Here is a 20,486-nt window from a genome sequence, read left to right on the forward strand (position 1 = left end):
CACCCCCACCCGCTCATTCAGGGGCCGATATGCGCCACCTCCAACCCCTCTCCCCCTCCCCCGTCCGCACCCCTCCCGCCGCCCACGACCGCGATCGCCCCGTCCCGGTCCGTGCGCAGCACCTGCGCGCCCCGGGACCGCAGCGCCGCCACGGTGCGCGGGGCCGGATGCCCGTACGGGTTGTCCGTCCCTACGCTGATCAGCGCGAGCCGGGGCGCGACCCGCCGCAGCAACTCCGGGTCCTGGTACGCCGACCCGTGATGCGCGACCTTGAGCACGTCCACCGGGGGCAGCCGGGCCCCCGCCTCGGTCCTCAACAGGGCGCGCTGCGCCGCCGGTTCGAGATCGCCGAGCAGCAGCATCGTCAGCCCTCCGACGCGCACCAGCAGCGTGACGCTCGCGTCGTTCGGCCCGTCCGGAGCGGGCGCGGGCCTCGGCGGCGGCCACAACACCTGCCAGTCGAGCGGCCCGCTCCTGCGCCGCTCCCCCGCCCCGGCCCGCACCAACGGAATCCCGCGCGCCGCCGCGAGCCCCCGCACGAACCGGACCTGGTCCGCCGGTTCGTCGAAGTCCGTCGTCTCGATCGCCCCGACCGACCGCCCCCTCAACACCCCCGCCAGGCCCGCCACATGGTCCGCGTGAAAGTGGGTGAGCAGCACGAGCGGGATCCGGGTCACACCCAGCGACCGCAGGCACCGGTCGACGAGCACCGGGTCGGGCCCCGCGTCCACCACGATCCCGGCACCCGCGCCGGCCGCGAGCACCAGCGCGTCCCCCTGCCCCACGTCGCACATCACCAGGCGCCATCCCGGCGGCGGCCAGCCCGTGACGATGCGGGCCAGCGGCGCCGGCTGCACCACGACCAGAAGCAGCAGCACCACGCAGGCTCCGCTGATCCAGGCCGACTTGAGCACTCTCCTTCCCACCACGACCAGCACCGCCGTACCGGCAGCGAGCAGCACTCCGCCGCGCCAGCCGCCCGGCCAGTCCACTCCACCGCCCGGCATCGACGCCCCGGTCCGCGCGATCCCGACGATCCAGCCGGTGGGCCAACTCGCGCACCAGGCAAGGAACTTCGCCACCGGCATCGCCACCGGTGCGGCCGCGAGAGCCGCGAAGCCCAGCACGGTCGCGGGCGCGACGGCGACTTCCGCCAGCAGATTGCACGGCACCGCCACCAGGCTCACCCGCGCCGCGAGCACGGCGACGACGGGCGCGCACACCGCCTGCGCCGCGGCCGCGGCCCCGAGCGCCTCGGCCACCCGCCCCGGCACCCCGCGCCGGTGCAGCGCCGCGCTCCAGCGCGGGGCGAGAGTGAGCAGCGCCCCGGTGGCGAGCACCGACAGCAGGAACCCGTAACTCCGCGCCAGCCAGGGGTCGTACAGGACGAGCAGCAGCACGGCCGTGGCCAGCGCGGGGATCAGCGATCTGCGTCGTCCGGTGGCGACGGCGAGCAGGGCGATCAGCCCGCACGACGCCGCCCGCAGCACGCTCGGTTCGGGCCGGCACACCACGACGAAGCCGAGTGTCAGCGCTCCCCCGCACAGGGCGGTCGTCCTGAGGGAGAGCCCGACGCGGGGTGCGAGACCCCGTCTCTCGGCGAGGTGCGCGGTGCCCGGTGGCCCGATCAGCAGTGCCAGCAGGATCGTGAAGTTGGCACCGCTGACCGCCATCAGGTGCAGCAGGTCGGTGGCCCGGAACGCCTCGTGCAGTTCGGGTGTGACCCGTGCCGTGTCCCCGACGACGAGTCCGGGAAGCAGCGCCCGTGCGTCCGCGGGCAGCCCGTCCGTCGCTGCGCGCAGTCCCGCGCGCAGGTCGCCGGCCAGTCGCTGCGGTCCGCTGGGCGCGCCGACCACGCGAGGTGTCTCCCCGTGCCCGACGCGCAGGACCGCCGCAACCGGGTCACCGTCCAGCAGGGGCGGTGCGAGCCCTCCCTCGACCCGTACCCGGGTGGACGGCAGCAGGGACAGCCAGGGGCTGCCGCGCGGGGCGCCGGACCGTGCCGTGGGCGCGTCCGCGACGGCCAGGACCGGAGATCTGGTGCGGGTGACCGCTCCGTCCGGCGCCGTGACCCGCACCAGGTCCGCCTCGATGAGCACGGCGGTCGGCGCGGTGTGGTCCCCAGTGATCCGGGGCCGGGTGAGCCTCGGGTCGGCGGTGATCTCCAACTCGGCTTCGACGTGGGCATATCGGGCGGCGAGCTCCGGCACGGGGCCACGTCCGAGATCGGCTCCGTGCAGTCCCGCGGAGGCCGCCGCCGCAGCGGTGCAGAGCAGCAGCACCGCGGCGGACGGGCCGCGCCAGGCACGGGACGGCCAGGTGTCGGGGTGGGGCGGGGTGAGTGGGGTCCGGTCGGGGGTGCGGTCTGAGGTGCGGTCACGGGTCGGGGCTGAGGTCCGGTCGGGGGTGCGGTCAGGGGTCGGGGCTGAGGTCCGGTCGGGGGCCCGGTCGGGGGCCCGGTCTGAGGTGCGGTCAGGGGCGCCGTCCGGGATCCGGTCAGCGGCGCCGTCTGATGTGCCTTCCGGTGTGCGGTCGGTCGAGGGTGGCGTTCCCCGCGTTTCGTCCAGGGTCCGGGTGCGGGACCGGGACCGGGACCGGGACCGAAACCGGGTGCGGGTCCGGGACCGGGTCAAGGTGCGGGTCCGGGTCCGGGTCCGGGTCCCGTTCATGCGCCTGCTCGTCCGTCCGGCCACCAGCAAGGCGATGCCGGCGGTCGCGCACAGGCCTGCCACGGCTCCGGCCCACCGTCCCGGGGCCGTCAGCAGCAGTGCCGCTGTCGCCCACGCGGCCAGTGCGGGCGGCACCAGTCGCAGGTCCGCGGGTCCTTCCTCCCGCGAGTCGGCGGTCCCGGGCCGGTCCTCGGCCCGCTCTCCCCTCACGTCCATAGGAGTCACGGGCGTACAAGATTCTGCAGGTCCTCGAAGCGGCGGTCCCCGATGCCGTTGACCTCGCGCAGTTCGTCGACCGAGCGGAAGCCTCCGTGCCGGGTGCGGTAGTCGACGATGTGCTGGGCCAGGACCGGTCCGACGCCGGGCAGCGTGTCGAGTTGTTCCACGTCGGCCGTGTTCAGGCTGATCGGTCCCGCGGGTGCCGCCGCCGGGTTCCCGGTCGTGCCGCCGCCCGGTGGGGCCACGCCCATGCCCGCCGGTGCGCCGACCAGGACCTGCTCGCCGTCCGTGAGCAGCCGCGCCCGGTTGAGGCCGGCGGTGTCCGTGCCGGGGCGTACCCCTCCGGCGGCCCGCAGCGCGTCCGCCACCCGGGACCCGGCGGGCAGCCGGTGGATGCCGGGGCGGCGCACCTTCCCGCTGACGTCCACGACGATGCCGACGGCGGCGCTCGGGGCCTGGCCCGGTGTCGGTGAGGGAGCGGGCTCGTCCGTGGGCTCGGCGGCGACCGGCCCCGCCGCCCGCACGGTCTGCGGGGGCCGGACCGGTTGCGTGCGTCCGGCCCAGAAGTGCTGGGCGGCGAGGAGTGCCGCGACGCAGAGGACCGCGACCAGGGCCAGCGCGCCCCGTCGTTCGACCGCGCAGCGGGTCTGCACCCACAGGGGCAGCCGGTCGCGCACGGTGAGGACCGTGCGCTCCCGCCACGAGGGTGCGGCCGGAGCCACAGGTGCGGTGTCCGGTCCCGGTCCCGGTCCCGGTCCCGGTCCCGGTCCCGGTCCCGGTGCTGGTGCCGGTGCCGATGCCGGTGGCTCGGGTTCGCCGTCGGGTGGCGGCGCGGGGGCTTTCGGCACCGGGTCCCGTGCCGAGGGGCCGTCCCAGCGGGCCGGGCCCGGCGCCCTCTCGTGGCGCGGCTGAGGAGCGAAGAGGGCCTCTGCCCGCAGTCGTGTCTCCTGGGCCGCGGCGCGGGTGCGTCCGCGCCGTGCGCGACGCCGGGCCTGCCGGTGCCGGACGCGGCCGTCGGAGGTGGGGCCGCGGCCGGGTCCGCTGGATACGTGTGCTGTTCGGGACAGTGATCGAAGTGCCATGTCCGAGACGGTAGGCGTCACGGAACGAGCCTGTGGATCTTGGTCAATTTCCGGGGACAACAAGGCAGTTGTGGATAACTCCGTCACTCACACAGGCGACAGAACCCACGGCCCGGTGACAGAACCCACGGCCCGGCGACGGAACTCACGCCGCGGCGCCAGAACCCACGGCCCCGCGACGCAACCCACAACCCGAGGACAGAACCCACGCCCCGGCGCCAGAACCCACCGCCTCAGCGAAGCCTTCCCCCCGCCCTCGACCACTACGTGCGCGGCGAGATCACCGCTCCGAGCAGCCCCGGCCCGGTGTGCGCCCCGATCACGGCCCCGACCTCGCTGACGTGCAGCTCGGCGAGGCCCGGGACCCGCTCGCGCAGCCGGTCCGCGAGGGCCTCGGCCCGTTCCGGCGCGGCCAGGTGGTGCACGGCGATGTCCACCTGCCCGCTGCCGGCCCGCTCGGCGACGATCTCCTGGAGCCGGGCGATCGCCTTGGACGCCGTACGGACCTTCTCCAGGAGTTCGATGCGGCCGCCGTCGAGCTGCAGCAGCGGCTTGACCGCGAGCGCCGACCCGAACAGTGCCTGCGCGGCGCCGATGCGGCCACCGCGGCGCAGATAGTCGAGGGTGTCGACGTAGAAGTACGCGGAGGTGCCCGCGGCCCGTTTCTCCGCCGCGGTCACCGCGTCGTCGACGGTGCCTCCGGCGTCGGCCGTCTCCGCGGCCGCGAGCGCGCAGAAGCCGAGCGCCATGGCGACCATCCCGGTGTCCACCACGCGCACCGGGACCGGGGCCTCACGGGCGGCCAGGACGGCGGCGTCGTAGGTTCCGGAGAACTCGGAGGACAGGTGCAGGGAGACGATCGCCTCGGCGCCGGACTCGGCGACCTGGCGGTAGTGCGCGGCGAACAGCTCGGGGCTGGGTCTCGACGTCGTGACCGGCCGGCGCTTCTGCAGGGCCTCGGCGAGCGAGCGGGCGGAGATCTCCGTGCCCTCCTCCAGCGCCCGGTCGCCCAGGACCACGGTCAACGGCACCGCCGTGATGTTGTGGCGCTCCATCGTCCGCTGCGGCAGGTAGGCCGTTGAATCGGTGACGATCGCGACATGGCGGGACATGCACCGGAGATTACCCGGCGCGGCCCGCCGTCGGCAGCCCGGCCCCCGGTGACCGGTGTCTGTCGGCCAACGGCCGGCCGTCGATCAAGTCGTGCTCTCCGGACGGGGGTTCTTCTGCCACGGATATACAGGGCGCACACCTGGCGGGGTGATCGAGGGCCGTTCGGGCTGCTGCTGCGCGGGCCCGGCCGTCTCGCTGTCGGCCGCCGTGCCCGGCGGCTCGGTGGGCTGCGTGGTCGGGGTGGGCTCGGTCGTCCAGTGCCGCAGCGCGCCCGCCTCGACGTCGATCTGGGTGCTCAGCGCGTCCAGGTCGTCGCTCGCGAACCTGCTGGCCCGGTCCCGGGCGGCGTGCCGCAGGGCGTCGGCGGAGTTCGTGATCTGCTCCGTGCGCACCCTCAGCTCCGGCAGCAGGCGTGCCACGTGCGTCTTGTCGGGCTCTGTCTCCAGACGCTTGAGCTCGTCGTCCAGTTCGTGTCCGTGCGTGCTCAGCCGCTCGAAGAGGCCGATGGACTCCTGGAGGCCGGCGTCGTCGGCCACGCGCGCGTGCAGCGCGTCCTGTGTGGCCCGCATGGAGCCGCGCAGCTTCAGCCGCAGCCGTGCCAGCTCGCTGGCCCCGCCGGGCTGGAAGCTCTTGGCGCGCAGCGTGGTGTCCTCGACGGTCCTGCGCGCCTGCGCCACCGTGCGGTCCACTCCGCGCTTGGCCGCGCCGACCGCTTTCACCGTCGCGTACGCCCCGAGCGCGACGAATGCGATGAAGATCAGCGCCACGATCACCAGCACAGCTTCCACGGCGCTCCTCCGATTCGTCCGTCCGCCCCGCCCGGCCTCCCGGCCCGTCTCTCCACCGTAAACGGAACGGGCAGGCCGAGGGTTCCTGATGAACCCCCAACCTGCCCGTAGGGAACAACCCTGAGCCCGGGTCGCGAAGGCTACGCCGGGACGATGTTCACCAGCTTCGGCGCCCGCACGATGACCTTGCGGATGCCGGCGCCGTCCAGCGCGGCGACGACCTTCTCGTCGGCCAGGGCGACCTTCTCCAGCTCCTCGTCGGAGATCGACGGGGGGACCTCCAGCCGGGCCTTGACCTTGCCCTTGATCTGCACGACGCAGGTCACGGCCTCGTCGACCACGTAGGCCGGGTCGGCGACCGGGAAGTCCTGGTGGACGACCGTGTCGGTGTGGCCCAGCTTGCGCCACAGCTCCTCGCCGATGTGCGGGGCCAGCGGCGCGATCAGCAGCACCAGGCGCTCGGCGACCGAGCGCGGCAGGGAGCCGCCCGCGTAGGCCTTGACCAGGTGGTTGTTCAGCTCGGTGACCTTGGCGATGGCGGTGTTGAAGCGCATGCCCTCCAGGTCGCCGCGCACGCCGTCGATCGCCTTGTGCAGGGCGCGCAGCGTGGTGTCGTCGATGTCCGCCTCGGCGACGTCGGCGACGGTGACGTCACCGGTCGCCTCGTCGACGATGTTGCGCCACAGGCGCTGCAGCAGCCGGAACTGGCCGACCACCGCGCGCGTGTCCCACGGACGGGAGACGTCCAGCGGGCCCATCGCCATCTCGTACAGGCGCAGGGTGTCCGCGCCGTACTCCTCGCAGATCTCGTCCGGCGTGACGGCGTTCTTCAGGGACTTGCCCATCTTGCCCAGCAGCCGGGAGACCTTCTCGCCCTGGTAGTAGTACGCGCCGTCGCGCTCCTCCACCTCGGCGGCGGGGACGGCGATGCCGCGCGCGTCCCGGTACACGTAGGCCTGGATCATGCCCTGGTTGAACAGCTTGTGGAACGGCTCGGCCGAGGAGACGTGACCCAGGTCGAACAGCACCTTCGACCAGAAACGCGCGTACAGCAGGTGCAGCACGGCGTGCTCGGCGCCGCCGACGTACAGGTCGACGCCGCCGGTGGGCTGGCCCTCGCGGGGGCCCATCCAGTACTGCTCGACCTCGGGGTCGACCAGCTTCTCGCTGTTGTGCGGGTCCAGGTAGCGCAGCTCGTACCAGCAGGAGCCGGCCCAGTTGGGCATGGTGTTGGTCTCGCGGCGGTACTTCCGCGGCCCGCGGCCGTCGCCCAGGTCCAGGGTGACGTTGACCCAGTCCTCGTTGCGCGACAGCGGCGTCTCGGGCTCGGTGTCGGCGTCGTCCGGGTCGAAGGTGCGCGGGGTGTAGTCGTCGACCTCCGGCAGCTCCAGGGGCAGCATCGACTCGGGCAGCGGGTGCGCGATGCCGTCCTCGTCGTAGACGATCGGGAACGGCTCGCCCCAGTAGCGCTGCCGGCTGAACAGCCAGTCGCGCAGCCGGAAGTTGACGGTGCCGTGGCCGATGCCCTTGCGCTCCAGCCACTCGGTCATGCGGGCCTTGGCGTCGGCGACGCCCAGGCCGTCCAGGGAGACCTCGTCGCCCGAGGAGTTGACCAGCTTCGCCTCGTAGGCGACGAACGCGTCGTCCCACGTCGACGGGTCGGTGCCGCGGTCGTCGCTCGGCTCGACGACGCAGCGCATCGGCAGCTCGAAGGCGCGCGCGAACGCGAAGTCGCGGGCGTCGTGCGCCGGGACGGCCATGATCGCGCCGGTGCCGTAGCCCATCAGCACGTAGTCGGCGATGAAGACGGGGACCTGCTCGCCGCTGACCGGGTTCGTCGCGTACGCGCCCGTGAAGACGCCCGTCTTGTCCTTGGCCTCGGCCTGGCGCTCGACGTCCGACTTGGCGGCGGCCTGCTTGCGGTACGCGGCGACGGCCTCGGCGGGGGTGGCGTGGCCGCCGGTCCACACGTCGTGGGTGCCCTCGGGCCAGGCGGCCGGGGTGATCTTCTCGACCAGGTCGTGCTCGGGCGCCAGCACCATGTAGGTGGCGCCGAACAGGGTGTCCTGGCGGGTCGAGAAGACGGTGATGACCTCGTCCGAGGAGTCGAACCCGAAGTCGATGCGGGCGCCCTCGGAGCGGCCGATCCAGTTGCGCTGCTGCAGCTTGATCGCCTCGGGCCAGTCCAGGCCGTCCAGGTCGTCGATCAGGCGGTCCGCGTAGGCGGTGATGCGCATGTTCCACTGGCGCAGCTTCGCCTTGAAGACGGGGAAGTTGCCGCGCTCGGAGCGGCCGTCGGCGGTGACCTCCTCGTTGGCCAGGACGGTGCCCAGGCCGGGCGCCCAGTTCACGGGCGCGTCGGAGGCGTAGGCCAGGCGGTACTCGCCCAGGATGTCGGCGCGCTCGGCCGCGCTCAGCGCGGACCACGTACCGCCGCCGGGAACCCCACGCTCACCGGTCTCGAACTGCTGGACCAGGTCGGCGATCGGACGGGCCTTCTTCAGCTCGTCGTCGTACCAGGAGTTGAAGATCTGCAGGAAGATCCACTGCGTCCACTTGTAGTACTCCGGGTCGATCGTGGCGAACGACCGGCGCTTGTCGTGGCCCAGGCCCAGGCCGCGCAGCTGCGCCTTCATGTTCTCCATGTTGGCCTCGGTCGACGTGCGCGGGTGGGTGCCCGTCTGCACGGCGTACTGCTCGGCCGGCAGGCCGAACGCGTCGAAGCCCAGGGTGTGCAGCACGTTGTGGCCCGTCATGCGCTGGAAGCGCGCGAAGACGTCCGTGGCGATGTAGCCCAGCGGGTGGCCGACGTGCAGGCCCGCACCCGAAGGGTACGGGAACATGTCCATGATGAACTTCTTGGGGCGGGCGGCGATCGCCGGATCCCCGGCCAGGTCGCCCGTCGGGTTCGGCGCCTCGTAGGTGCCGTTCTCGTCCCAGAAGTCCTGCCAGCGTGCCTCGATGTCGGCGGCCATGGCCGCCGTGTAGCGGTGCGGCGCGACCGCCGCCTCGGAAGCGGCGGCGGTGTTCGTCTCGCTCATGATCCTCAAAGCTCCATCGATCGTGTCTGCCTGCGGCCCGTGCCCAGGAAATGAAAAAACCCCTCGCACAGGAGGGGACGCCGCGCCGATTCCGACCACACGCCCGGGGGCGGTTCGGGATTGATCAGCGCGGCTCGCTAAGCAGAAGGCGTACGGCACGCATGGCGTCAGGGTACCGCAGCCCTCCCGCGGGCCGCGACGGGCTTCCTTCCGCCCCGCCGGACACCGCGGGTTACTCCGCGTACCGCCCTCTATCGGGGCAACACAAATACCAGGCTTCCTCTAGATAACAGCGAGATAACTCAAACCTCGTACCGGTGGGTATTCGGCGACTTAGAGTGCGGGCTGTGGGTCCACTGTGCCGAACCTTTCGGAGTCGCCCCCATGAACCCTCGAACCCCTCACATAGTGAACTCCCCTCGTACGCTTCGGAGTTCACGCACCACCAGCAGTAACCGCCGCACGACCACGGGGGTGATCTGCGCGGCGGTCCTCCTGCTCATCCCCCTGTCCGTGGTCACAGGGAGCGACGCCTTCAGAGCGGCGCTCGACTTCGGTGCGGGGGTGCTGTCCCTGGTCTCCCTCACGGCGTCCGTCGTGTGGGGTCTGGTGGCCTCGGACACCCTCTTCCTCACCTCGCGGCAGCGGCTGCTGTCACAGGCCGTCCACCGGACGACCGCGGTCGCCTCGCTGGGCTTCCTGCTGCTGCACATCAGCGTGAAGCTGGCGCTCTCCCATGTGACGCTCATCGGGGCACTCATCCCCTTCGGCAACGGCGTCACCGGCAGCAACGGCCTGATCGGCCTCGGTGTGCTCGCCGGACTCCTGATGATCACCACGGGCATCACCGGCGCGCTGCGCAGCTCGATGGCCTCCCCGGCCCGCCTCGCCGCCCGCTGGCGCGCGACCCACATGCTCGCCTATCCGGCGTGGTGCTTCGCCCTGCTGCACGGCCTGAACGCGGGCCGGCCCGCCAAGGCGTACGTGATCGTCCTGTACAGCCTGAGCCTGCTCGTGGTCGCCGGCGCCGTGGGCCTGCGCGCCGCGCCGCGGCCGGTGAAGGCCAAGGTGGCCGTCCGGGTCCTCGCCTTCCTGGACCGCGACCGCCTCGGCCGGGCCCGCCCCGTCCGTGCCGAACGCACGGACCGCACAGAACCCACGGGACGCGCCGAGCGGGACACCCGCACCGTCCGCGCACCGGGCCCGGACGACTTCACCGCCGAGTTCGCGCAGCCCGCGCCCGAGATCCCGGCGCGGCCCGCACCCGCCGCGTCCGACGCCGGGTTCGCCGCCGCCTACCGCGCGGTGTCCGCGACCCCGCGCGCGGAGGCGGCCACCGAATCGTTGCCCTACGTGCAGACCACCCCGTACGTGGACGCCCTGGACCCGCTGGAATCCGTCGAATCGGTGCCCACTCAGCGCTGGCCCGCGCCTTCGCCCCCGCCGCCCATGGAGGCCCCTCCGTCCGCGTACGACCCCGCGTACGACACGCCCTATGGAGGCGTCCCCACGTACGAGGCCGCCTACGGAGGCGCGTACGGGACCGACGCCACCTCTCAGGACGCCGGTGCGCACGGCGCTCCCACCGAACCGCTCCCCGGCCCCTTCCAGCCACCGTCGTCCGGTGAGCCCTGGTCCACGCCCTACGGAGGCACGCAGTGAACACGGCACTGCCCGACGTCCCGGAAGTACGCGTCGTCGGTCTTCCCCAGCTCACCGCCGGGTTCGACCTGGTGGAGCGGCTCGACCTCGACATGCACCTGAAGGTGCACGGCCCGCTGGAGGCGATGGGCGGCGAGCAGCTCGCCCAGCTGTCCCAGGCGGTGTCGCTGCGCGGCCGGGGCGGCGCCGGCTTCCCGTTCACCAAGAAGCTGCGCGCGGTCGCCGAGTCCGCGATCCGGCGCGGTGTGCGTCCCGTGGTCGTCGTCAACGGCAGCGAGGACGAGCCCGCCTGCCGCAAGGACACGGTGCTGCTCAACCGGGCCCCGCACCTGATCCTCGACGGCGCCCTCCTGGTCGCCGAGGCGCTCGGCGCGCGCACCCTCGTCGTGGGCGTGACCCGCGACTCCACGGAGGCCTCGATGCAGGCGGCCCTCGCCGAACGGGGCCTGACCAATCGCCGTAACGCGCCGCTCCGCGCGCGCGTGCAGCGCAATCCGGTACGGATGGTCACCGGGGAGTCCTCGGCGCTGATCCGCTCGGCGGACGGCGGGCCGCCGATGCCGCCGGGCCGCAAGGTGCGCGCCTCCGACTCGGGGGTGGGCGGCGCGCCCACCCTCCTGTCGAACGCGGAGACCTTCGCGCAGCTCGCCGTCGCCGCCCGCACGGGCCCCGAGCGCTACTGCCGCACCGGCCTGCACGACGAGCCCGGCACGGTGCTCCTGACGCTGTCCGGCGCGGTGGCCCGCCCGATGGTCCTGGAGGTCCCCTCCGGTGTCCCGCTGCGGTACGTCCTTCAGCTCGCCGGTGCCCCGCCCCTCCCCCAGGGCGTGCTCACGGGCGGCTACCACGGCAAGTGGCTGGACGGGGTGGGCGCGCAGGACGCGATCGTCTCCCGCGCCTCCCTGGAGGCCTGTGGCGGCGCTCTGGGCGCGGGCGCGATCCTGCCGATCGGCCCGGACACCTGCCCGCTGGGCGAGGCGCTGAAGGTCGCCCAGTGGCTGGCCGCGGAGAGCGCGGGCCAGTGCGGTCCCTGCTACCTGGGGCTGCCGGCGGCGGCGCGCGGCCTGGAGGACGTCCTGAACGGCGGCGGGCCGACCGCCCTGGAGGCGCTGCGCGAGGTCACGCGCGCGGTGAAGCGCCGGGGCGCCTGCAAGCACCCCGACGGTTCGGCGGCGTTCATCGAGTCGACGATCGCGGCGTTCACCGACGACCTGGCCGCGCACGTCCTGGGGGCGGGCTGCGGCCGCCCGGTGCGCGGGGTGCTGCCGCTGCACACGGAGGCACCGGCGAACTCGGCGCCCAGCGGCAAGCGTCTCGCCGTCGACTGGACGCTGTGCCAGGGCCACGGCCTGTGCGCGGACATCGTGCCGGAGCTGATCCAGCTGGGCCCGGACGGTTTCCCCGCGGTCGCGGAGGCGGCGGTGCCGCGCTACTCGGAGGCGAACGCGGTGCGGGCCGTGCGCCGCTGTCCTGCGCTCGCCCTGCGCATCGAGGAGGACCCGGCGGCGCTCCAGCAGCGCCCCGCGCTGCCGCTCGCACTGCCCCCGGGCCGCAGCGGCCGGGCACGCGCCCGCAAGTAGGAGACCCGTAGCCGGGAACACGAAAGCGGGCCATCCGAATCGGATGGCCCGCTTTCAATTCCTGTGGAGCTAAGGAGAATTGAACTCCTGACCTCCTGCATGCCATGCAGGCGCTCTACCAACTGAGCTATAGCCCCTTGCGGTGTGCTGCCCGGTTCCTTCAGGTTTTCCCTGTCGGTTTCCCCGGCGGCGACGCCAACATTACACGGTCACAGGGGTGCACCACCAAATCGTTTCCGATCTGCCCCACCTTGTTGGGAAAAGATCCTTATGGGGCCACTACGGTGCCTCCCGTGACCGCGCTCGTCCTGCCCCGTACCCACCGCCGCGTCTCCGTATCCCTGGGAGTCTGTCTGCTCTCCTTCGTGAGCTTCTGGATCGCCCAGCGCGCGGCTCACGTCTCGATGATCGATCTGCTCGTCTACAGAGCGGAGGGCGCGACCGTGCGGGCCGGGGGCGACCTGTACGCGCTCAGAGCGACGCACGCCGGGCTGCCGACCACGTACCCGCCGTTCGCCGCGCTGCTGTTCACCCCGCTGACGTTGCTCGACGTGGCGACCGTGCGCGCCGCGGCGACCCTGCTGAATCTCGCGCTGCTCGTCGCGTTCGTGCATCTCTCCTTGCTGCTCGTGCGCCGCCACGCGCGCGTGGAGCACTCCTTGTGGGTGGCCGCAGGCGCCGTGTGGTGCGAGCCGGTGTGGACGACGCTCCGCTACGGCCAGGTCAATCTGCTGCTCGCCGTGCTGGTCCTGTGGGACCTGACGCGGCGGCCCGGGCACCGCTGGGCGGGCGTGGGCATCGGGGTCGCCGCCGCGATCAAGCTGACGCCCGCGCTGTTCGTGGTGTTCCTGTTGGGCACGGGCCTCGCTCTGGCGGTCACCGGGGGCGGCTGGCGGCCGTGGCTGCGTGCGGCGGCCACGGCGGTGGGCAGTTGCGCCGGTGTCACCGCGCTGACGGCCGTGGTCCTGCCGCACGACTCGCGGCTGTTCTGGACCCGGATGGTCTTCGAGGCGAGCCGGGTCGGGCACGCGGAGGAGACCGCGAACCAGTCGCTGCGCGGTGTCCTGGCCCGCCTACTGCACACCGACGACCCGGGGCCGTGGTGGGTGGCCGCCGCCGTCGTGGCGGGTGCGACAGGCCTCGCGGTGGCCGTGGCCGCGGCGCTGCGGGGGCGGCGGGCGCTCGCCGTGGTGGCCTGCGCGACGACGGCTCTCCTGATCAGCCCGGTCTCGTGGTCGCACCACTGGGTGTGGTGCGTGCCGCTCGTCCTCCTGGTGTGGGAGACGGGCCGGCACCGCGTCGCCGCCCTCATGGCGCTGCTGTTCTGCTCGTACGCGCTGTGGTGGGTGCCGCACGGCACGGGCCGGCCCGAACTGCACCAGAACGGTGTCGAGTTGGCGCTGTCGGCGCTCTACGCAGTCGTGGGCTGCGCCTTCCTCGCGCGGTCCGGGGTCAGGCTGTGGCGAACGAGTAGAACCGCTTGAGCGTGCAGTGCTCGTCCAGGAGGCGGCCGTAGATCGGCTCGCCCTCCAGCTCGCGGTACGTCTCGATCGGGTCGCCCTTTATGATCAGCGCCCGCGCGCACTCCTCGCACCAGTACTGGTACTCGGGGTTCACCGGCTCCATGTCGCGCACGATGGGCGTACCGCTGTCGCACCAGTCGCACTTCCTCCTGTGTGACCCCATGTCGATCCGTTCAGCTCCAGCTGTGGCCGCAGGCCGTGCACACGTACGAGATCCCGCCGTTGTCGCCCAGCATCTGGGCGACGTGGGAGGAGCCGCAGGACGGACAGTTGAGAAGAAGCGGGGCATCGCCCTGGGACGGGGTCGGGGGCTCGGCGGATATCGCCGTCACGACAAGGAGGCGGTCGGCCTCCTCGGTGATGCTCGCGGGCATCGTGCGCTCCCTCCCGTCGGGCCGTCTTTCGTCGATCGGACGCAGCCCCCTTCCGGCCGTCCGATTCTGCCACGGCCGGAGCAATACGGTCAGCGACGCATGCGTACCAGTCCGGATACGGCACCCAGAGCCGCCACCCCGGCCAGCGCATAAGCGCATGCCAGGAGCGCGTCCGAAGATATATACGCCCCGGAAGCCCCCAACGCCTCAGACCGGTTGAGGAAAAGCGTTCCGAAGGTGGCGACGCCGGTCAACTGGCCGAGCTGGGTCACGGTGGTCAGCAGTCCGCTGGCGTCGGCCGCGTCCTCGGGCCGCACCGTCGCGAGCGCCCCGGTGAGCGTCGGGCTGAAGGCGAGCGCGAGGCCCGCGCCCATCGCGACGAAGGCTGGATACAGCAGGGCTCCGCCGTGGCCGCCGCCGTGCAGGGCGAGCCCGGTACCGAGCGATCCGGCCGCCGCGAGGGCGAACCCGCCCGGGATCATGGCCCGTTGCCATCGCTGTGGCCAGCGCCGCCAGGTCAGCCCCACGACGCCGAACGCGGCCGCGGTGGGCACGACGCTGAGCCCGGCGCGCAGCGCGCTGTAGCCGAGGCCGCTCTGCAGATGCAGGGTGAGCGCGAAGAGGAAGCCGGCGTTCACGGCCATCGCGGCGAGCACCCGCAAGGCGGCCGTGCCGATGCCGGGCAGCCGCAGCACCCGCGGCGCGATCAGCGGCGCCCCGCCGCGCCGGGCGAGAGCGGACTCGTACCCGCAGAACAGGGCGAACAGCACGACGGACGCGGCCAGGCAGAGCCAGGACCACAGCGGCCAGGCCTCCTCCTGGCCGAGGACGAGCGGCACGGTCAGCAGCGACACCGAGGCGCCGAGCAGGACGAGCCCGACCAGGTCGAGGCCGCGCCCCGGGCCGCCGCGGCCGGCGTCGCGGGGCAGCGCGCCGCGGCCGACGACGAGCAGGGCCGCGCCGACGGGCACGTTCACCAGGAACGCCGAGCGCCAGCCGGTGCCGAACAGGTCGGCGCTGACCAGCACCCCGCCGAGCACCTGCCCGGCGGCGGCGCCCACGGCGAGGACGGCGGCGTAGACGCCGAGCGCCCGGGTGCGGGCCTGCCCGGTGAAGTTCCGCTGGATGAGGCTGAGCACCTGCGGCACGAGCAGCGCCGCACCGGCGCCCTGCACCATGCGGAACGCGATCAGCTGGCCGTCGCTGCGCGCGAGACCGCAGGCGAGCGAGGCCGCGGTGAAGACGGTGAGCCCGGCGAGGACGGCCCGCCGGTGGCCGAGCAGGTCGCCGAGGCGTGCGCCGGTGATCAGCAGCACGGCGTACGTGATCGTGTATCCGGCGACGACGAGTTGCAGCGCGGCGCCGGACGCGTCGAGTTCGGTGCGGATCGTGGGCGCGGCGACGTTCACGATGAACACGTCGAGAACCGCCATGAACTGGGCGGTCAGCACCACCGCGAGCAGCCGCCCGCGACCGGCCGCGGAGGCATTGTCAGTGCCAGGGGCTTTACTGGATCCGGGAGTTGGGGCCTTCGGACTTTCCGGGACGGTTGTCGTCATGCCTTCGAGACTGGGCGCGATCGGATACGGGTGCCGAGAGCCTGCTGATGCTGGTACCGGCAGCACCCGGTACGCGCCTTCCGGGGCGCGACACCGGCGCACACGATGGGGGATGTGACGACGATGACCACGACGGGACGGGCCACGGGCAGGCCGGCGGAGCGCCGCAGGCCCGAGCTGGCCGCCTTTCTGCGCAGCCGCCGCGCCAGAGTCACCCCGCAGGACGTCGGCATGCCCGCGGGCACGCGCAGGCGCACCCCCGGCCTGCGCCGCGAGGAGGTCGCACAGCTCTCCGGCGTGGGCGTCACCTGGTACACGTGGCTGGAGCAGGGCCGCCCGATCAACGCCTCGCCGCAGGTCCTGGACGCCGTGGCGCGCACGCTGCGCCTGGAGCGCCCGGAGCGGGAGCACCTGTACCACCTGGCGGAGGTGGCGTACGAGCCGACGCGGGAGGCCGCCACGCAGGACGTCGGGCCGGAGGTCCAGACGATCCTCGACGCGATGGACCCGCTGCCGGCGGTGGTCTACAACGCGCGCTACGACCTGCTGGCCAGCAATGCCGCGTACCGGGATCTGTTCACCGTCCAGGAGGGGTCCCCGGGCCATGCGTCCAATGCGCTGTGGACGCTGTTCGTGGGTCCCGAGCGGGACTGTCCGCTGGTGTTCCGGGAGGCCGAGCTGCCGGTGATGGTGGCGACGCTGCGCTCGGGGTACGGACGGCATGTGGGCGAGCCGGCCTGGGAGGACTTCATACGCGAGCTGGCGGCGGCCAGCGGTTACTTCACCGAGTTGTGGGAGAGCGGTGACGTCGTGCCACCGGGGCGGCGCGTGAAGACGTTCCGGCACCGGGCCGTGGACGGGGAGCTGCGGATGGCGACGACGTCCCTGTCGATCAACGGGATGCCGGAGTGCCGGATCGTCGCCTACTCCCCCGCGGACGAGGAGACCCGGGCGAAGACGGCATTGCTGCGTGCGGGAAACGAAAAATCCCGCCCCTGACGGGACGGGATCTTCATTTCCTGATCTCTCAGGAACTTGCTGTGGAGCTAAGGAGAATTGAACTCCTGACCTCCTGCATGCCATGCAGGCGCTCTACCAACTGAGCTATAGCCCCTTGCCTTCATTCGTTCCCCCGGGTTTTTCCCCGGCGGCCCGAACAAGAAGAACTTTAGCCTGCCTCCCGCCAGAAAGTGAAATCCGGTCCCCGTGCCCCCGGGGACCGGCCCCACACCGACGTTCCCGCAGGTCAGTCGGCGCTAGTCATCGTCGCCGAGGACCGGCTCCGGCAGCGTGCCCGCGTTGTGCTCGAGCAGGCGCCAGCCGCGCGCGCCCTCGCCGAGCACGGACCAGCAGCAGTTCGACAGACCGCCGAGCCCCTCCCAGTGGTGGGACTCGAGACCCAGGAGGCGACCGATGGTGGTGCGGATGGTGCCGCCGTGGCTGACCACGACGAGCAGGCCGCCGTCCGGCAGCTTGTCGGCGTGCCGCAGCACGACGGGCGCGGCCCGGTCGGCGACCTCGGTCTCCAGCTCGCCGCCGCCGCGCCGCACGGGCTCGCCGCGCTTCCACGCGGCGTACTGCTCGCCGTACTGCGCCTTGATCTCCTCGTGCGTGAGTCCCTGCCACTCGCCGGCGTACGTCTCGCGCAGACCCTCGTCGTGTGCGATGTCGAGGCCGGTCAGGGCGGCCAGCTCACCGGCGGTGGCCGCGGCCCGCTTGAGGTCGGAGGCGACGATCGCGTCCGGCTTCAGGGAGGCGAGGAGCCGGGCGGCGCGCCTGGCCTGCGCGATGCCCGTCCCGGTCAGGTCGATGTCCGTGGTGCCCTGGAAGCGGCGCTCCAGATTCCAGGAGGTCTGGCCGTGCCGCCACAGGACGACCCGGCGGCCGCGCGGAGCGGCCGTCAAAGGACCTCACCGCCGAATTCCCGGATCTCCTCGGCCGCGGCCGCCTCCTCGCTCTGGGCGTGCTCGGCGGCCTTGCCGCGGGTGGCCTTGGCCTCCTCGGGCAGGTCCAGCTCGGGGCAGTCCTTCCACAGCCGCTCCAGGGCGTAGAAGACGCGCTCCTCGCTGTGCTGGACGTGGACGACGATGTCGACGTAGTCGAGCAGGATCCAGCGGGCGTCGCGGTCGCCCTCGCGGCGGACCGGCTTGGCGCCGAGCTCCTTGTTCAGGCGCTCCTCGATCTCGTCGACGATCGACTTGACCTGGCGGTCGTTGGGCGCGGAGGCCAGCAGGAAGGCGTCCGTGATGGACAGCACGTCGCTGACGTCGTAGGCGATGATGTCGTGCGCGAGCTTGTCGGCGGCCGCCTGCGCGGCGACGTTGATGAGCTCGATGGAACGGTCAGTGGCGGTCACTACAAGGCTTTCGTTCGGCGGGTCGGATCCGGTGCGCTCTGGTGTCGGCTCCGGTCGGGTTCCCCCGGACTGTCCCTCACTGGGCCCTCACGGGGTATCTCAAGGGTCTCACGGACCGCCGCCGGGCCTCACGGCATTACCGGCGCCCCTCGGAAGGGGCGCCGGCAGGGCGGGTGAGCCGGGTCACTTGCCGGTGTAGTCCTGGCCGAGGACGACGGACACGTCCGCGTTCGCGGTGGTCTCGCCCTTCTTCACGGCCGAGGTCGGCAGGTTCAGGGTCTTGGCGACCTCGACGGCGTCGTCCTTGCTGCCGGCGTCGGCGTAGGTGACGCGGGAGGTGGCCACCGTGGTGCCCGTGCCGCCGGAGACGAAGGTGTAGCCGCCGTTGACCAGGGTGACGCGGGCGTCATCGGTGTGCTTGGTGTCGCCGGTGGCGTTCTGGACGGAGACGCGCGGGGAGTCGCCCGAGGACGGGGCCTTCACGGTGCCGCCGAGGACGTCCTTGACGACGGAGTCCGCGGTCGACCGGGAGACGCTGCCGTCCCGCTGGACCGGGAGCACAGCCGTCTTGTAGTCGCCCTGCTTGGCGTGGTCGGCCAGCTTGGCGAGGAAGGCGCCGAGGTCCTTCTCGGTCAGCGGCGGCTCGATGATCTGGGTGAGGGTCTGCACGGTGGTCGTCGCGGCCTGCGGGTCCGAGGAGATCTTGCGCAGCACGCCCTGCATGACCTGGCCGAACCGCATGAGCTGCGCGGTCTGCGCCTCGCCCTTGGCCCGGTAGGTGGCGTAGGCGACGGCCATCGCGCCGCTGAGCGTCTGGTCCTGGCCCTTGTGGACGAGGGTGGTGCCCTTCTTGTCCGGGTCGGGGACGTCGGTGTCCGTGTCGACCTCGACGTTGCCGACGAGTTCGACGAGGTTACTGAGGAAGGGGGTGTCGAGGCGCCAGGTGCCCTCGATGTCGGTGCCGAGGAGGGTGTCGATCGCGTCGCTGGTGCCCGAGGAGCCGTCGTCGGCGACGGACTTGGCGAGGGTGGTGGCGCTGCCCTCGTCGTCGGTCAGGGAGAGGGCGTTGGGCAGCAGGACGGTCGTGCCCTGCTTGGTCGTCGTGTTGTTCACGAGCAGGGCCGTGGAGGTGGCGCCGCCCTTGGTGTTGTGCAGGTGGACGACGATGACGTCACGGTTCTGCGGTCCGACCGCGTCCGCGGCGGTGGACTTCTTGGAGTCGTCGGACAGGAACGGCAGCTTGCCCGCGTACCAGAGGTAGCCGACGCCGCCGGCCAGGCACAGGGCGAGGACGACGACGAGGGCGACGACCCGGTTGCGACCGCGGCGCCTGGCCTCCTCGCGGCGCTCGGTGCGCGACTCGGTGAACTTCAGCCAGTCGATGACGTCTTCGGAGTTCTCGTCCGGCTCCTCGACGAAGTCGAACTGCTCGGTGCGGTGGTCGCGCGGCGCGGACCCGGCACCCGACTCCTCGGCGGCCGGCGGGGCCTGCTGCGGGATGTACGCGGTGGCCTGCGCCTGCTGCTCAGGGTGCGGGGCAACGCGCTGCTGCTGCCCGGTCCCCGCGGCCGCGCCGTAGGGGTCGTAGCCGCCCGAACTCCCTTGCTGCGCACCGCCGTAGGGGTCGTACCCCTGAGGCTGCGCGGGCTGCTGCACGGGCTGCTGCTGGCCGGTCGCGTACGGATCGTAACCGTATCCGTACCCGGAGCTCTGGTCGTACGACGGCGCCTGCCGCACCTGCCGGTAAACCGGCTGGCCGAATTCGTCATAGCCGACCAACTCGTAATTCTGCTGGTCGTAACCGTCGTATCGGTCGTTCACCAATGCCCCTCTCGGCGGTGCAGGGTCATTCGCCTCGGTACAGCTGGCGTTTGTCGATGTAGCGCACCACACCGTCCGGTACGAGGTACCAGACGGGGTCGCCCTTGGCGACCCTGTCACGGCAGTCCGTGGACGAGATCGCGAGGGCGGGGACCTCGACGAGCGAGACACCGCCTTCCGGCAGGCCCGGGTCGGTGAGTGTATGCCCCGGCCTTGTGACGCCGATGAAGTGTGCCAGGGAGAAGAGCTCTTCGGTGTAGCGCCAGGTGAGGATCTGCCCCAGGGCGTCGGCGCCCGTGATGAAGAAGAGGTCCGTGTCCGGGTTGAGCGCGCGCAGATCGCGCAGCGTGTCCGTGGTGTAGGTGGGTCCGCCGCGGTCGATGTCGATGCGGCTGACCGAGAACTGCGGGTTCTCGGCGGTCGCGATGACCGTCATCAGATAGCGGTCCTCGGCGGGCGAGACCTTCTTGTCGCTCTTCTGCCACGGCTGCCCGGTCGGGACGAACACCACCTCGTCCAGGTGGAACTGCGAGGCGACCTCGCTGGCCGCCACCAGGTGTCCATGATGGATCGGGTCAAACGTTCCGCCCATGACGCCGAGACGTCTCTTGGCCGGTGAGGCCCACTCACGATCCGGGCCGCCGGTCGGGCTGTTGACCGGGCCGGTAGGCATGTCCTGCGCTCCCATGCGTGCAGAGC

At 72.4% G+C, this 20,486-nt stretch carries 16 protein-coding genes and 2 tRNA genes; 4 read left to right on the top strand and 14 right to left on the bottom strand.

The genetic code is table 11. The features are described from left to right. Window positions 1–17: 17 nt before the first annotated feature. From J3486_RS22025 to leuS, 5 genes are all read right to left on the bottom strand, one after another. Entirely contained in the window at window positions 18–2,669 is a 2,652-nt protein-coding gene (locus tag J3486_RS22025; protein WP_374194760.1) for a ComEC/Rec2 family competence protein, read from the bottom strand. 221 nt (window positions 2,670–2,890) lie between these two features. Next, a complete protein-coding gene (locus J3486_RS22030) occupies window positions 2,891–3,970 on the bottom strand; it encodes a ComEA family DNA-binding protein (RefSeq protein WP_207822843.1) in 1,080 nt (359 codons plus the stop codon). A gap of 263 nt (window positions 3,971–4,233) precedes the next feature. After that, window positions 4,234–5,082, bottom strand: coding sequence for a DegV family protein (locus tag J3486_RS22035; RefSeq protein ID WP_207822845.1), 849 nt, complete (start codon window positions 5,080–5,082; stop codon window positions 4,234–4,236). 84 nt (window positions 5,083–5,166) lie between these two features. Beyond that, window positions 5,167–5,871, bottom strand: a complete 705-nt coding sequence (locus J3486_RS22040; protein WP_207822847.1) for a hypothetical protein — start codon at window positions 5,869–5,871, stop codon at window positions 5,167–5,169. Window positions 5,872–6,011: 140 nt separating this feature from the next. Then, window positions 6,012–8,912, bottom strand: coding sequence for a leucine--tRNA ligase (gene leuS, locus J3486_RS22045; RefSeq protein ID WP_207822849.1), 2,901 nt, complete (start codon window positions 8,910–8,912; stop codon window positions 6,012–6,014). A 513-nt stretch (window positions 8,913–9,425) separates the two neighbouring features. Between leuS and J3486_RS22050 the strand changes: the two genes are divergently transcribed. Together J3486_RS22050 and J3486_RS22055 are read left to right on the top strand one after the other, a co-directional pair. Next, window positions 9,426–10,574: a cytochrome b/b6 domain-containing protein gene (locus tag J3486_RS22050; RefSeq protein ID WP_307804894.1), complete on the top strand. Its 1,149-nt coding sequence runs from the start codon at window positions 9,426–9,428 to the stop codon at window positions 10,572–10,574. Continuing rightward, the gene (locus J3486_RS22055) at window positions 10,571–12,154 is read left to right on the top strand and encodes an NADH-quinone oxidoreductase subunit NuoF family protein (RefSeq protein ID WP_207822850.1); all 1,584 of its coding nucleotides are present in this window, start codon (window positions 10,571–10,573) and stop codon (window positions 12,152–12,154) included. Before J3486_RS22050 ends, J3486_RS22055 begins: the two co-directional genes overlap by 4 nt. 64 nt (window positions 12,155–12,218) lie before the next feature. Here J3486_RS22055 and J3486_RS22060 read toward each other — a convergent pair. Next, window positions 12,219–12,291 (bottom strand) — tRNA-Ala (locus J3486_RS22060). Between the two features lie 156 nt (window positions 12,292–12,447). On the opposite strand from J3486_RS22060, the gene J3486_RS22065 reads away from it, so the two are divergent. Beyond that, window positions 12,448–13,638, top strand: a complete 1,191-nt coding sequence (locus J3486_RS22065; protein ID WP_207822853.1) for a glycosyltransferase 87 family protein — start codon at window positions 12,448–12,450, stop codon at window positions 13,636–13,638. Here the strand turns inward: J3486_RS22065 and J3486_RS22070 are convergent. The 3 genes from J3486_RS22070 to J3486_RS22080 all read right to left on the bottom strand — a co-directional run bounded on the left by J3486_RS22070 (window position 13,607) and on the right by J3486_RS22080 (window position 15,502). Continuing rightward, window positions 13,607–13,840 (bottom strand): hypothetical protein, encoded by a 234-nt coding sequence (locus J3486_RS22070; RefSeq protein ID WP_207822855.1) that lies wholly within the window; start codon window positions 13,838–13,840, stop codon window positions 13,607–13,609. The genes J3486_RS22065 and J3486_RS22070 overlap by 32 nt on opposite strands. Window positions 13,841–13,850: 10 nt before the next feature. Beyond that, entirely contained in the window at window positions 13,851–14,051 is a 201-nt protein-coding gene (locus tag J3486_RS22075; RefSeq protein ID WP_207822856.1) for a hypothetical protein, read from the bottom strand. Window positions 14,052–14,140: 89 nt separating this feature from the next. Continuing rightward, window positions 14,141–15,502 (bottom strand): MFS transporter, encoded by a 1,362-nt coding sequence (locus J3486_RS22080; RefSeq protein ID WP_207823546.1) that lies wholly within the window; start codon window positions 15,500–15,502, stop codon window positions 14,141–14,143. Between the two features lie 231 nt (window positions 15,503–15,733). Between J3486_RS22080 and J3486_RS22085 the strand changes: the two genes are divergently transcribed. Next, window positions 15,734–16,609 (top strand): helix-turn-helix transcriptional regulator, encoded by an 876-nt coding sequence (locus tag J3486_RS22085; protein WP_307804911.1) that lies wholly within the window; start codon window positions 15,734–15,736, stop codon window positions 16,607–16,609. Between the two features lie 42 nt (window positions 16,610–16,651). Here J3486_RS22085 and J3486_RS22090 read toward each other — a convergent pair. The 5 genes from J3486_RS22090 to nadD form a co-directional block, all read right to left on the bottom strand. Continuing rightward, window positions 16,652–16,724 (bottom strand) — tRNA-Ala (locus J3486_RS22090). A 142-nt stretch (window positions 16,725–16,866) separates the two neighbouring features. Then, window positions 16,867–17,514 (bottom strand): histidine phosphatase family protein, encoded by a 648-nt coding sequence (locus tag J3486_RS22095; RefSeq protein ID WP_207822860.1) that lies wholly within the window; start codon window positions 17,512–17,514, stop codon window positions 16,867–16,869. After that, window positions 17,511–17,966 carry a ribosome silencing factor gene (gene rsfS / locus J3486_RS22100; RefSeq protein WP_207822862.1) on the bottom strand — a complete coding sequence of 152 codons (456 nt, stop codon included), beginning with the start codon at window positions 17,964–17,966 and terminating at the stop codon, window positions 17,511–17,513. Before rsfS ends, J3486_RS22095 begins: the two co-directional genes overlap by 4 nt. Window positions 17,967–18,149: 183 nt before the next feature. Continuing rightward, the gene (locus tag J3486_RS22105; protein WP_207822864.1) at window positions 18,150–19,787 is read right to left on the bottom strand and encodes an LCP family protein; all 1,638 of its coding nucleotides are present in this window, start codon (window positions 19,785–19,787) and stop codon (window positions 18,150–18,152) included. 25 nt (window positions 19,788–19,812) lie between these two features. After that, window positions 19,813–20,475, bottom strand: a complete 663-nt coding sequence (gene nadD / locus J3486_RS22110; protein ID WP_207822866.1) for a nicotinate-nucleotide adenylyltransferase — start codon at window positions 20,473–20,475, stop codon at window positions 19,813–19,815. Between the last annotated feature and the right edge of the window lie 11 nt (window positions 20,476–20,486).

Origin of the sequence: Streptomyces sp. VRA16 Mangrove soil (assembly GCF_017377775.1) — a bacterium.
Lineage (GTDB): Bacteria > Actinomycetota > Actinomycetes > Streptomycetales > Streptomycetaceae > Streptomyces.

Bases quoted from the DNA above. Each gene is read 5' to 3' on its own strand.
- J3486_RS22025 (WP_374194760.1), bottom strand. From the start codon at position 2,669: ATGAACGGGACCCGGACCCGGACCCGGACCCGCACCTTGACCCGGTCC.
- J3486_RS22030 (WP_207822843.1), bottom strand. From the start codon at position 3,970: ATGGCACTTCGATCACTGTCCCGAACAGCACACGTATCCAGCGGACCC.
- J3486_RS22035 (WP_207822845.1), bottom strand. From the start codon at position 5,082: ATGTCCCGCCATGTCGCGATCGTCACCGATTCAACGGCCTACCTGCCG.
- leuS (WP_207822849.1), bottom strand. From the start codon at position 8,912: ATGAGCGAGACGAACACCGCCGCCGCTTCCGAGGCGGCGGTCGCGCCG.
- J3486_RS22070 (WP_207822855.1), bottom strand. From the start codon at position 13,840: ATGGGGTCACACAGGAGGAAGTGCGACTGGTGCGACAGCGGTACGCCC.
- J3486_RS22075 (WP_207822856.1), bottom strand. From the start codon at position 14,051: ATGCCCGCGAGCATCACCGAGGAGGCCGACCGCCTCCTTGTCGTGACG.
- J3486_RS22085 (WP_307804911.1), top strand. From the start codon at position 15,734: ATGACCACGACGGGACGGGCCACGGGCAGGCCGGCGGAGCGCCGCAGG.
- nadD (WP_207822866.1), bottom strand. From the start codon at position 20,475: ATGGGAGCGCAGGACATGCCTACCGGCCCGGTCAACAGCCCGACCGGC.